Genomic DNA, 12,881 nt, shown 5'->3' on the forward strand with positions numbered 1-12,881 from the left:
TCGCGGCGCACCACCGCCCAGTCGCCATCCTCGAGATAGGTGATCGAATTGGTGAACGGCGCCAGCGCGATGGCGTCCGAGCCCAGGAACATCTCGCCGTCGCCATGGCCGACGGCCAGCGGCGGGCCGTTGCGGGCGCCGACGATCAGGTCCTCGTCGCCCTTGAACATGATGGCCAGCGCAAAGGCGCCTTCCAGCCGCTTCAGCGCCTGGTGCGCGGCTTCGACCGGCTTCAGCCCCTTGGCCAGTTCCCGCGCCACCAGATGCGCCACGACCTCGGTGTCGGTCTGCGAGGAGAAGGCATAGCCGTCGCGCACCAGCTCGTCGCGCAGCTCGGCAAAATTCTCGATGATGCCGTTGTGGACGATAGCGACGCCGTCGGAAAAATGCGGATGCGCGTTGGTCTCGTTGGGCACGCCATGGGTGGCCCAGCGTGTGTGGCCGATGCCGATCGTGCCGTCGAGCGGCTCGTCCTTGAGCCGGCGTTCGAGGTTGATCAGCTTGCCTTCGGCGCGGCGGCGGGCGAGCTCGCCATGCTCGATGGTGGCGACGCCGGCCGAGTCATAGCCGCGATATTCCAGCCGCTTCAGTGCATCGACGATGAGCGGCGCAACCTGCGAGTGGCCGACGATTCCAACGATACCGCACATGCAGATAGCCCCCGATTCCCCATGGAAAACCAGCGATACTTAGGGATGGCCGGCCCGCCGCGAAAGTCACATTGCATTTCGCCCGGTGTAACGGACGGTTGTGCACCCATGCACCATGACAGACCGCTGTTGCAATCCGGTTACTGCAATTGGTCGGTTTTTCGATTGCTTCGGCGGGAAGTAAACCCGCTGGCTGACCGCTAGTGATCGGCGCCAGCCGCTTTCTTCTTCGCCGCCGCGGCCGAGGCAAAGCGCTCGCGCAATTCCTTGCCCTTGCCGGGGATCGTCTTCTGGCGGGCGCGGCCGAAGGCCAGCGCATCGTCGGGCACGCTTTCGGTGATCACGCTGCCGGAGGCGATGTAGCCACCCTTGCCGATCGATACGGGCGCCACCAGCGAGGAGTTCGAACCGACAAAGGCGCCCTCGCCGATGTCGGTGAAGAATTTCGAATAGCCGTCATAATTGCAGGTGATGGTGCCGGCGCCGATATTGGCCCCCGCGCCGACACGGGCATCGCCGATGTAGGTCAAATGGTTGACCTTGGCGCCCTCCTCGATGACAGCCTGCTTGACCTCGCAGAAATTGCCGACCTTTGCCTTGTTCCGAAGATCGGCCCCCGGCCGCAACCGCGCGAACGGACCGACATCGCAGTTCGCGGCAATGGTCGCGCCTTCGATATGGCTGAAGGCATGGATCTTGGCGCCGCCGGCGATCTTCACGCCCGGGCCGAACCAGACATTCGGCTCGACGATGGTGTCGGCGCCGATCTCGGTGTCGTGCGAGAAATACACCGTCTCCGGCGCGATCAGCGTCACGCCCGACAGCATCGCCTCCTGGCGGCGGCGTGCCTGCCAGATGCCTTCGGCCTGGGCCAGTTCGGCGCGGTTGTTGATGCCGAGCGCATTCTCGAAGCTGGCCTCGGTGGCGACGACATCAAGGCCTTGCGCGCCCGCGATCTCGACGATGTCGGTGAGATAATACTCGCCCTTGGCATTCTTGTTGCCGACCGCGTCGAGCAGCTTCAGCGCATGGGCGCCGGCCACCGCCATCATGCCGGCATTGCAGAAGCCGATCTTCTTTTCCGCCTCGGAACAGTCCTTTTCCTCGCGGATGGCGATCAGCTTGCCGCCTTTTTCGACCAGCCGGCCATAGCCGTTTGGATTGGGCGTTCGGAAGCCGATCACCGCGACGGCCGCGCCTTCGGCGAGCTTCAGCCGAGCCAGGTTCAGCGCTTCCGCATCGATCAGCGGCGTGTCGCCGAACATCACCAGGATGTCGTCATAACCCCTTGATATCGCTTCACGTGCGGCAAGAACGGCGTGCGCCGTACCCAGGCGTTCTTCCTGCACGAAGGTTTCGGCCTTGGGCGAGAACTTCGCCACCGCCTTGCGCATCTCTTCCGCGCCATGGCCGATGACGATCGCATCGCTGCTGGCACCGGCGGCGTCGGCCGCCTTCACCACATGGGCGACCATCGGCAGGCCTGCGATCTGGTGCAGCACCTTCGGCAGCGCGCTCTTCATGCGCGTGCCTTCGCCGGCGGCGAGAATGACGGACAGGCAGGATCTCTGGCTCATGGATGGGCAACCGTGTGAAAAGGGTTGGGAATCAAGACAGGATAGCAGTGGCGCCATGCTGCACCAATGCGGTTAAATTCCGGTGAGGTGGCGGAGCAGCTGACTCTTGATCAGCTACCCCACAGCTCGATCCTAACAGCAATAGCGGCAGTGGCGATCTACCCCAGCCGGCCCAGCACCGGGAAATTCTCCAGCAGCCAGTAGGACACGGTCTGCACGCCGCCGGTGAGGAAAAACACGCCGGCGACCACCAGCAGCGCGCCGATCGCCTTTTCGACGCGGCCGAGATGGACGCGGAATTTGCCGAGGAAGCGCATGAAGGCGCCGGAAAACAGCGCGGCGATCAGGAAGGGGATGCCCAGCCCTAGCGAATAGGCGGCGAGCAGCAGCGCGCCCTCGCCTACGGTTTCGCGGCCGCCGGCCAGCGTCAGGATCGGCCCCAGCACCGGGCCGATACAGGGCGTCCAGCCGAAGGCGAAGGCGAGCCCCATGACATAGGCGGCGATAGCGTTGGCCGGCTTGCCTTGCGACTGGAAGCGCGCCTCGCGCGACAGAAGCGGAATACGCAGTATGCCGAGAAAATTCAGGCCCATCAGGATGATCAGCACGCCGGCGCCCATCGCCAGCGGCTCCTGCCAGACGCGCAGCAACCGGCCGATGGTCGAGGCGCCGGCGCCGAGCGCGACGAACACCGTCGAGAAGCCGAGCACGAAGGCGATCGAGGAATAGAGCAGCGCGCCGCGCGTGCCTTCGCGGGCTGTCACGCCCGCATCGCCGCGAAAATCGTCGACCGACACGCCTGCCATGTAGCAGAGATAGGGCGGCACCAGCGGCAGCACGCAAGGCGACAGGAACGAGATGGCTCCCGCCCCGACGGCGCTGACATAGCCGATGTCCAATGCCATTCCAAAACTCCAACTGCTCCCGGGCGGATATAGCGACGGCCAGGCCTGTCTGCCAATCACCATTATGTGGAACGTCAGCGGCATACCGACATGGGGACGAAAGCGGCGGCATGGGACGTTGATATCAAAGAGGCCGCGATTTCCCGCGCCTCTCCAATATCAGCCAGGGAGATTTCCATGAAAACCATGACCATAGGGCTGGCCGCGCTGCTTCTCAGCACCGCCGCATCCTTCGCCGCCGACGCGTGGAAGAAAGCCGAGGTCAACGGCACCAAGATCTACACCGACGCCAAGGGCATGACGCTCTATACCTATGACAAGGATGAGAAGGGCAAGACCAATTGCTACGACAAATGCGCCGCCAACTGGCCGGCGCTGAAGGCCGCGGCCGGCGCCAAGGCGGACGACGAATGGAGCGTCATCGACCGCACCGACGGCACCAAGATGTGGGCCTATGACGGCAAGCCGGTCTACACCTTCATCAAGGACAAGAAGGCCGGCGATGTGAACGGTGACGGTGTCGCCGGCGTCTGGCACATGCTGAAAGCCGATTGATCCTCGATACAATCGCCCCCCTGACGGCGGGACAAGGCTGGTCGCCGGGCATCCTCCATGCGGGCCGGCGGCCAGCGTCAGGCGGCCTTTCCCCTCGTCGTCCCGGCATCGTACGCAAGCCGCCTTCTCCGCGACTCGGCGAAAAATGAATCGGGCCGTTCGCCCCGAGCAAGCGACGTCATCCCTCCAGGCCAAAATCTGTGATTTTCTCCATACACTCTAAGAGTGTATTGCTGCGAACAGCCCCGCAATTTGGGCGCTTCCCCTTGACCGGATGCAAAAGCGCGGCCATGTGAGCGGCAAATAGAACGAGATTTCGTCGCGCGCAGCGGAATTCTTCTGCCGCATCACAGCTGATATGAGACCTCATGGACGTCGTCGTCGTCGAATCGCCGGCCAAGGCGAAGACAATCAACAAATACCTCGGCAAGAACTACAAGGTTCTGGCCTCGTTCGGCCATGTCCGCGATTTGCCGGCCAAGGACGGCTCGGTGCGCCCGGATGAAGACTTCGCCATGTCCTGGGCGGTCGACACCGCCTCGGGCAAGCGGCTCGCCGACATCGCCAAGGCGGTCAAGGATGCCGACGGCCTGATCCTCGCCACCGACCCGGATCGCGAAGGCGAGGCCATTTCCTGGCATGTGCTGGAAGTTCTGAGGCAGAAGCGTGCGCTGAAGGACAAGCCGGTCAGCCGCGTCGTCTTCAACGCCATCACCAAATCGTCGGTGCTGGAGGCCATGGCCAATCCGCGCCAGATCGACGCGCCGCTGGTCGATGCCTATCTTGCCCGCCGGGCGCTGGACTATCTCGTCGGCTTCACGCTGTCGCCGGTGCTGTGGCGCAAATTGCCCGGCGCCCGCTCGGCCGGCCGCGTCCAGTCCGTGGCGCTGCGCCTGGTCTGCGACCGTGAATCCGAGATCGAACGCTTCATCCGCGAGGAATATTGGCAGATCGCCGCCATCCTCGGCACGCCACGCAACGAGACTTTCGAGGCGCGGCTGACCGCCTTCGAGCGCAAGAAGCTGCAAAAGCTCGACATTGCCAACAAGGCGCAGGCCGACGACATCAAGGCAATGCTCGAGGGCGCGACCTTCAAGGCATTGTCGGTGGAAGCCAAGCCGACCAAGCGTAATCCAGGCCCGCCCTTCACCACCTCGACGCTGCAGCAGGCCGCTTCATCGGGCCTCGGTTTCTCCGCCACCCGCACCATGCAGGTGGCGCAACGGCTCTATGAAGGCATGGAGATCGGCGGCGAGACCGCCGGCCTGATCACCTATATGCGAACCGACGGCGTTCAGATGGCGCCCGAGGCGATCGACGCTGCCCGTGAGGCCATCGCCAAGGAATTCGGCCCGAAATACCTGCCGGAAAAGCCGCGTTTCTACACGACCAAGGCCAAGAATGCCCAGGAAGCGCACGAAGCGATCCGCCCGACGGATTTCATGCGCACCCCGGCCTCGGTTCGGCAATATCTCGATTCCGACCAGATGCGGCTTTATGAGCTGATCTGGAAGCGCGCCATCGCCAGCCAGATGCAGCCGGCCGAGATCGAGCGCACCACCGTCGAGATCGAGGGGGTGAACGGCGCCCGCAGCGCCGAGCTTCGCGCGGTCGGTTCGGTCGTTCGCTTCGACGGCTTCATCGCCGCCTACACCGATCAGAAGGACGATGACGCGGAGGACGAGGAAAACCGCCGTCTGCCGGAAATCCGCGCCGGCGAGCAGCTTGCCCGCCAGGCAATCAACGCCACCCAGCACACGACCGAGCCGCCGCCGCGCTATTCCGAAGCCACGCTGATCAAGAAGCTGGAAGAGCTCGGCATCGGCCGGCCTTCGACCTATACGGCAATCCTGAAGACGCTTGAGGACCGCGACTATGTCACGATCGACAAGCGCCGGCTGGTGCCGCAGGCCAAGGGCCGTCTGTTGTCAGCTTTCCTCGAAAGCTTCTTCGAGCGCTATGTCGAATATGACTTCACCGCATCGCTGGAGGAAAAGCTCGACGAGATTTCCGACGGCAAGCTCGCCTGGAAGGACGTGCTGCGCGACTTCTGGAAGGATTTTTCGGGCGCGGTCGCCGACATCAAGGAGCTGCGTGTCACCGACGTCCTCGATGCGCTGAACGAGGAACTGGCGCCGCTGGTCTTCCCGGCGCGCGAAGACGGCTCCAACCCGCGCATCTGCCCGAAATGCGGCACCGGCAACCTCTCGCTGAAGCTCGGCAAGTTCGGCGCCTTCGTCGGCTGCTCGAACTATCCCGAATGTTCCTTCACCCGCCAGCTCGGCGACGCCGCCAATCCGAATGGCGAGAATGGCGGCGCCGAGGACGGCATCAAGGTGCTCGGCAAGGACCCCTACACGGCGGAGGAAATCACCCTGCGCTCGGGCCGCTTCGGTCCCTACCTCCAGCGCGGCGACGGCAAGGAAGCCAAGCGCTCGAGCCTGCCCAAGGGTTGGACGCCCGAGACCATCGACCATGAGAAAGCATTGGCGTTGCTGGCGCTGCCGCGCGATATCGGCAAGCATCCCGAGACGTCCAAGATGATCTCGGCCGGGCTCGGCCGCTACGGCCCGTTCGTGCTGCATGATGGCACCTACGCCAATCTCGACAGCATCGAGGATGTCTTCTCGATCGGCCTCAACCGCGCCGTCACGGTGATTGCCGAGAAGCAGTCGAAGGGCAAGGGCGGCCGCAATGGCGGCACGCCGGCGGCCCTGAAGGAGCTTGGCGACCATCCGGATGGCGGCGGCAAGATCGTCGTGCGCGACGGCAAATACGGGCCTTACGTCAATTTCGGCAAGGTCAATGCCACGCTGCCCAAGGGCAAGGATCCGCAATCGGTGACCATCGAGGATGCGCTGGCGCTGATCGCCGAGAAGGAAGCCAAGGGCGGCGGCGGCAAGAAGCCGTTCCGCAAGGCTGCCGCGGCCAAAGCGCCGGCAGCCAAGAAGACCGCGGCCAAGAAGCCGGCAGCGAAGAAAAAAGGGTAGGACGGCGTGGCGCGCAGGATCACCGGACGGAGCCACGGCGATCCGCGCACCGCCGACACCAGGGCCAAGGTCAAGGACGACTACCGGCCCTCGCGCGACGAAATCCTGCGCTATATCGCCGAAAATCCCGACCGTGCCGGAAAGCGCGACATCGCCAAGGCCTTCGCGCTGCGTGGTGACGACCGCATCTGGCTGAAGGATATTTTGCGCGACCTGCAGGATGAAGGCGTGCTCACCAAGGAGCGCAGGCGGCTGGCCCGCGTCGGCGCCCTGCCCCATGTCGCCGTGCTCGACATTTTTGGCCGTGACGGCGACGGCATTTTGCTGGCGCATCCGGCGGAGTCCGTAGGCATCGGGGAGCCACCTGTCGTCTCGATCCGCGTTTCGCGCAGCGGCAACGGTCCGGCGCCGGGCATTGGAGACCGCGTCCTGGCCAAGACCTTCCCGACCGATGATCCGTCAGGCCCCGCCTATACCGGCCGGGTGATGAAGATTTTTGAGAAACGTACAGATGCCGTCCTCGGCGTCTTCCGCGTGCTAAAGGACGGCACCTTCCGCATCGAGCCGGTGGAACGGCGCCAGCCGGAGTTGATCGTCGACAAGGAATTCCAGAACGGCGCCAAGAATGGCGACCTCGTCGAGGTCGAGCCCGCGCGGGCTTCCCGCTACGGGCTACCGAGAGCCAAGGTGCTCAATGTGCTGGGCTCGCTGACCAGCGAAAAAGCGGTCTCGATGATCGCCATTCACGCCCACGACATCCCGCACATCTTTCCGGCCGATGTCATCGCCGAATCCAAAGCCGTCAAGCCGGCGACGCTTGACCGCCGCGAGGACTGGCGCGACCTGCCACTGGTCACCATCGATCCGGCCGACGCCAAGGACCATGATGACGCTGTCTTTGCGACGCCTGATCTCGACGAAAAGAACCCTGGCGGCGTGATCGCCACGGTGGCGATCGCCGATGTTGCCGCCTATGTCCGCTACGGCACCGCGCTGGACCGCGAAGCCTTGAAGCGCGGCAATTCGGTCTATTTTCCGGATCGCGTCGTGCCGATGCTGCCCGAGCGTATTTCCAATGATCTCTGCTCGCTGCGCGAGGGCCAGGATCGCCCGGCGCTGGCCGTGCGCATGACCTTCTCCGCCGATGGCCACAAGATCCGCCACTCCTTCCATCGCGTGATGATGAAATCGGCGGCGAAGCTCGCCTATCCGCAGGCGCAGGCGGCGATCGACGGAGTGCCCGACGACAAGACCGGCCCGATCCTCGACACGGTGCTGAAGCCGCTCTGGGATGCCTATGCGATCCTCAAGCAAGGTCGCGCCGGCCGCCAGCCGCTCGAACTCGACCTGCCGGAGCGCAAGATCATGCTCAAGCCGGATGGCACGGTCGACCGTGTCATCGTGCCGGAACGCCTCGATGCCCATAAGCTCATTGAAGAATTCATGATCCAGGCCAATGTCGCCGCCGCCGAGACGCTGGAGGCGAAGAAGCAGGCGCTGGTCTACCGCGTGCACGACGCGCCGTCGCTCGCCAAACAGGAATCGCTGCGCGAATTCCTGCAGACGCTCGGCCTGTCGCTGGCGCGCGGCGCGCAGATGCGACCCAGCCAGTTCAACGGCATTCTCGAGCGCGTGCGCGGCGCCGACAATGAGGCACTGGTCAACGAAGTGGTGCTGCGCTCGCAGAGCCAGGCTGAATATTCGCCCGGGAATATCGGCCATTTCGGCCTCAACCTCAGGCGCTACGCGCATTTCACCTCGCCCATCCGCCGCTATGCCGATTTGATCGTGCATCGTGGGCTTATTGCCGCACTCGGCCTCGGTCAGGGAGGACTGACGCAGGACGAAGCAGCCCGGCTCGAAGACGTTGCGATCCTGATCTCCGGCACGGAACGGCGTGCCATGGCGGCCGAGCGCGACACGGTCGACCGGCTGATTGCAGCCTATCTCGCCGAGCGCATCGACGACCGGTTCGACGCCCGAATCTCCGGCGTCACCAAATCAGGACTATTTGTCCAATTGCCGCAATATGGTGCCGATGGCTTCATCCCCGTGTCAACTCTGGGCGGCGATTACTATATATACGACGAAACGGCTCGCTCGCTCTTCGGAGAACGCTCAGGCAAAGGCTACCAGCTCGCGGACCATGTCGAGGTCCGGCTCGTCGAGGTGGCACCGATGGCCGGCGCCATGCGCTTCGAAATGCTGACCGACCCGAAGCCCCTGCCAGGCTCTACCAGGTCGTTTCACAAGGCTAAGGGCCGCGCCCGTGCGTCGCAATCGCGACCGGGTTCGCGCGGCAGGAGACGATGATGCCAGAGGAATTAGGGATACAAGAACAGGTTTTCGGCGGCGAACATCACACGGGTCGGGTCGCCCGCCCCTTGTGGACGGCGATGAAGCGCGGCCTTTTGGGCCGCTGCCCGAACTGCGGCGAAGGCAAGCTGTTTCGCGGCTTCACCAAGACTGTCGAGACCTGCAGCGTCTGTGGCGAGGAAATCCATCACCATCGCGCCGACGACCTGCCGGCCTATCTGGTCATCGTCATCGTCGGCCACATCGTTCTCGGCGCCTTCATGGGCGTCGAAGCGGCATCGACGCTGTCCACCTGGCAGCACATCCTCATCTGGGTGCCGTTGACCATCATCTTGTCGGTTGCGCTGCTGCAGCCTGTCAAAGGCGCCGTCATCGGACTGCAATGGGCGTTCTATATGCACGGATTCGGTGGCGAAAAGGATGGGGCGGGCTCCCCCCACGGCGCCTGATGCGCCGCTGGCGCAACACGCCAATCGCTAAGGCCACTTTCGCATGCAAGAAGTTTCCGCTAGGTCCCTGCGCATGGAAGCAATGACCAAGGCGGATGTCGACAAGCTCGACAAGGGTCTTGCCGCACATGGCGGCCGGCCCCTGCGTCCGCGTGACGCCGCGACGCTGATTCTTCTCGACCGCGAGGGCGATGAGGTGCTGGTGCTGATGGGGCGCCGTCACGCCGGCCACGCCTTCATGCCCGGAAAATTCGTGTTTCCCGGTGGCCGTACCGACCCGGCCGACAGCCGCATCGCGACGGCCACGGCATTGCATCGCGACGAGGAAGCGAAGCTGCGTGCGGGTCCCGGCCGCACCAGTGCCGCGCGGGCCCGCGCTGTCGCTCTGTCGGCAATTCGCGAGACCTATGAGGAAGCCGGTCTGCTCATCGGCGAGAGGGCCGCCTTTGCCACCGACAAGCGTGACTGGCAAGGTTTTGTCGAACACGGCGTAAAGCCTTCGCTCGAAACGCTGCGCTTCATCGCGCGCGCCATCACTCCGCCCAACCGGGTGCGCCGCTTCGACACGCGTTTCTTCAGCGCCTGGCGCAGCGACGTCGCCGTTGAACTGCCGGGCGGCGGCCCGACCAATGAACTCGAGGAACTGGTCTGGCTGCCGCTTGCCAAGGCCAGGGAAGCCGACATACCCGACATCACCCGAATGATCCTGGACGAGCTGGAAAAACGCCTCGCCCAAGATCCGCTGCTGCGTCCGGGCGGCCCCGTGCCCTTCTACCGGCTTGTCCGCAACAGCTTCACCCGCGAACTTTTGTAGAGCAATTCCGGGAAGAGGGTGACGCGGTTTTCCGCCCGGAATTGCGCAAGATCAACGAGACAGAGTATTCAGCATCCCATGACGGTCGATACCCAACCAAAGGGCGACGAACGCGTACACTGGCTGCCGATGGTGGCGGCGATCTCGTCGATCAGCGTCGTCGGCATCGCCATTGGCCTCGGCATGCCACTGCTCAGCGTCATCCTCGAAACGCGCGGCCACTCGGCTTCGATGATCGGCCTCAACACCGCCGTCGCCGGCCTGGCCTCGATCGCCGGTGCGCCGCTGGCGACGCCGCTCGCCATGCGCTTTGGCGTCGCCTGGACCATGATCGCCATGATCGCCACCGGCGCGCTGGCCTTCGTCGGCTTCCATTTCGCACCCAATTTCTGGATGTGGTTCCCGCTGCGCATCGTGCTGCATGTCGCGTTGACGGTGTTGTTCATCCTGTCGGAATTCTGGATCAGCACGTCGGCGCCGCCGCACCGGCGCGGCCTTGTCCTTGGCATCTACGCCACCGTCCTTTCGCTCGGGTTTGCCGCCGGCCCCTGGCTGTTCGCCCATCTCGGCAGCTCCGGCTTCAGGCCGTTCGGCGTAATCATTGGATTGGTGACGCTGGCCGCCGTACCGGTGCTGGCCGCGCGCAACGAAAGCCCCTCCATCGTGGCCGATGGCGAAACCAGCAATTTCCTGCGCTACGTCTGGCTGGTGCCGACCGCGACTTTTGCCGTGCTGGTGTTCGGCGCGGTCGAAACAGGCGGCTTCGCGCTGTTCCCGGTCTATGGCAACCGCATCGGCTATTCCGAAGCCGACGCCGCATTGCTGCTGACCATGATCGGGCTGGGCAATGTGCTCCTGCAGATTCCGATCGGCATGATCAGCGACCGCGTTTCGGACCGGCGCCATCTGCTGCTCGCCTGCGCCACGGTTGGCCTTGCCGGTACGCTGTTCATGCCCTTCTTTGCCGCGAACTGGCACTTGATGGCAGCGCTTCTGTTCGTCTGGGGCGGTGTCGTCGCGGCCATGTACACGATCGGCCTCGCCCATCTCGGTTCGCAGCTCTCCGGCCACGAACTGGCGTCGGCCAACGCGGCCTTCGTGCTGTGCTACGGCGTCGGCATGGTGCTTGGTCCGCAGGCGATCGGCATCGGCATGGACAGCTTCGGGCCTTCCGGCTTCGGCTGGTCGCTCGGCCTGTTCTTCGGCGCCTATATCGCCCTGGTCTGCTTCAGGCTGGTGCGCAAGATCCTTTTGTAGCGCGACCGGGACAGCGATTCTGTTCGCGTACGCGGCAGGCTGCTGACAGAACCATGTCAGCAGCAGCGCGGTAAAAGAGTGTCCCCAAACATCGGAAGTTGAGGACACTCCCATGATAGACAGCGGCTTTGAAACCACATCCCTGAGAATGACGCTTCTGCTGCTCGTGACCTTCCAGGCCCCGGCGGCGGATGTCGACCGCATCATGGACGCGGTGGTTGCGATCGCCCCGCTGGCGATGGGCAAATATGACCGCAACGCCTATCAGTCGGCGCACGGCATCGAGCGCTACAGGCCGCTTGAGGGGGCCGCAGCCGGCGCCGAGACCGAATTGCGCCGCCGCCCGGGCACGGTCGAGGTTTCCTTCGAATTGCCTGATGACCAGGCTTTGGCCAGCCGTGTCGTCGAGGCGATTTTCCAGGCCCATTCCTACCAGGAGCCGGTGATCCGCATCCAGCCGATCCTCGCCAGCCGCTCCAAGGGGCTGGACGACCGTGCCAATCCGAATCGCTGGTGGAACACCACCGGGGACTGGAAAAAGATTGCGGCGCCGGAGACAGAAACCGCATGATTTGAGGCCATGGGCAGTTCCGGTGGGGCGGAGAAGCTCCGCCGGGCTTGACTTTCCAGGCACGTTCTTTATGTGTCGCGCCAAGTTTCCCGCGTCCGGGTGTTTTCCCGTGCTCCAGCGGCCAAAACCCCACGAACAAACGGACTGATACCATGGCCAAAGCCGCAAACATCAAGATCAAGCTTCTGTCGACCGCCGACACTGGTTTCTTCTACGTGACCAGCAAGAACAGCCGTACCAAGACCGACAAGCTGTCGTTCCGCAAGTACGACCCGGTCGCCAAGAAGCACGTCGAATTCAAGGAAACCAAGATCAAGTAATCTGGTTTTGCCCTTGCAAACAAAAGCGCCGCCCATCGGGCGGCGTTTTTGTTTCTAAGTCATTGTTTTCGTTAAGACAGGCGATGGACGGCATAGCGGCCAGCATAACGCGTCGGGTAGCCAATATGGCTAAACCACGAGCCGCTATTCCTTAAATTGCCGATTTTTCTATTAGCAATCTCTAAACTAAGTGGAAGGACGATGCGGCGTTGGGTTGGCTAGTGGGTGTTGCGATGCAAAGCGACTTTGCAGCGGCGCGCGAGCTGTTGGAATGCGCACAAAACCGCCTGTGCGGCAAGGACGAAACAAGCCAAAGCATACGGGCCAGGCTGGATCTAATGATCGAAGAAATAGCGGCTGCGGAATTTCAGAAGTCGCCGCTGACGGTCGTGCCTTTCCCGAAAAGTCGGCCGCCGAGGTAGCCCAACAAATAGCCCGCACGGTGCGGGCCTTGGGCACGAAAGACCCGCTTCTCCT

General features: G+C 63.6%; 10 protein-coding genes and 1 pseudogene. 8 read left to right on the forward strand and 3 right to left on the reverse strand.

The window, feature by feature from the left end; genetic code table 11:
- The 3 genes and pseudogenes from FJV80_RS10005 to FJV80_RS10015 all read right to left on the reverse strand — a co-directional run.
- Window positions 1-650 (reverse strand): annotated as a pseudogene (locus FJV80_RS10005) (glutamine--fructose-6-phosphate aminotransferase); the annotation flags it as partial.
- A 200-nt stretch (window positions 651-850) separates the two neighbouring features.
- Window positions 851-2,227, reverse strand: coding sequence for a bifunctional UDP-N-acetylglucosamine diphosphorylase/glucosamine-1-phosphate N-acetyltransferase GlmU (glmU, locus tag FJV80_RS10010; protein WP_095790094.1), 1,377 nt, complete (start codon window positions 2,225-2,227; stop codon window positions 851-853).
- A 158-nt stretch (window positions 2,228-2,385) separates the two neighbouring features.
- Window positions 2,386-3,132, reverse strand: coding sequence for a cytochrome c biogenesis CcdA family protein (locus tag FJV80_RS10015; protein WP_095772753.1), 747 nt, complete (start codon window positions 3,130-3,132; stop codon window positions 2,386-2,388).
- Window positions 3,133-3,309: 177 nt separating this feature from the next.
- On the opposite strand from FJV80_RS10015, the gene FJV80_RS10020 reads away from it, so the two are divergent.
- The 8 genes from FJV80_RS10020 (at window position 3,310) to rpmG (ending at window position 12,404) form a co-directional block, all read left to right on the forward strand.
- Complete coding sequence (locus tag FJV80_RS10020; protein ID WP_095790092.1) at window positions 3,310-3,687, forward strand: hypothetical protein; 378 nt, start codon at window positions 3,310-3,312, stop codon at window positions 3,685-3,687.
- Between the two features lie 368 nt (window positions 3,688-4,055).
- On the forward strand, window positions 4,056-6,677 hold the full coding sequence (gene topA / locus FJV80_RS10025) for a type I DNA topoisomerase (protein ID WP_142876274.1): 2,622 nt from the start codon (window positions 4,056-4,058) through the stop codon (window positions 6,675-6,677).
- A gap of 6 nt (window positions 6,678-6,683) precedes the next feature.
- Complete coding sequence (rnr, locus tag FJV80_RS10030; protein WP_142876275.1) at window positions 6,684-8,990, forward strand: ribonuclease R; 2,307 nt, start codon at window positions 6,684-6,686, stop codon at window positions 8,988-8,990.
- Window positions 8,990-9,442 (forward strand): DUF983 domain-containing protein, encoded by a 453-nt coding sequence (locus FJV80_RS10035; protein WP_095773079.1) that lies wholly within the window; start codon window positions 8,990-8,992, stop codon window positions 9,440-9,442. The genes rnr and FJV80_RS10035 overlap by 1 nt, the downstream gene beginning before the upstream one ends.
- Before the next feature lie 73 nt (window positions 9,443-9,515).
- The gene (locus FJV80_RS10040; protein ID WP_095772757.1) at window positions 9,516-10,256 is read left to right on the forward strand and encodes an NUDIX hydrolase; all 741 of its coding nucleotides are present in this window, start codon (window positions 9,516-9,518) and stop codon (window positions 10,254-10,256) included.
- Between the two features lie 78 nt (window positions 10,257-10,334).
- The gene (locus tag FJV80_RS10045; protein ID WP_095790089.1) at window positions 10,335-11,513 is read left to right on the forward strand and encodes an MFS transporter; all 1,179 of its coding nucleotides are present in this window, start codon (window positions 10,335-10,337) and stop codon (window positions 11,511-11,513) included.
- 112 nt (window positions 11,514-11,625) lie between these two features.
- On the forward strand, window positions 11,626-12,084 hold the full coding sequence (locus tag FJV80_RS10050) for a hypothetical protein (RefSeq protein WP_095791031.1): 459 nt from the start codon (window positions 11,626-11,628) through the stop codon (window positions 12,082-12,084).
- Between the two features lie 152 nt (window positions 12,085-12,236).
- On the forward strand, window positions 12,237-12,404 hold the full coding sequence (gene rpmG, locus FJV80_RS10055) for a 50S ribosomal protein L33 (RefSeq protein ID WP_006201775.1): 168 nt from the start codon (window positions 12,237-12,239) through the stop codon (window positions 12,402-12,404).
- The last annotated feature ends 477 nt before the right edge of the window (window positions 12,405-12,881 follow it).

It is taken from the genome of Mesorhizobium sp. WSM4310 (genome assembly GCF_007003935.1).
GTDB lineage: Bacteria > Pseudomonadota > Alphaproteobacteria > Rhizobiales > Rhizobiaceae > Mesorhizobium.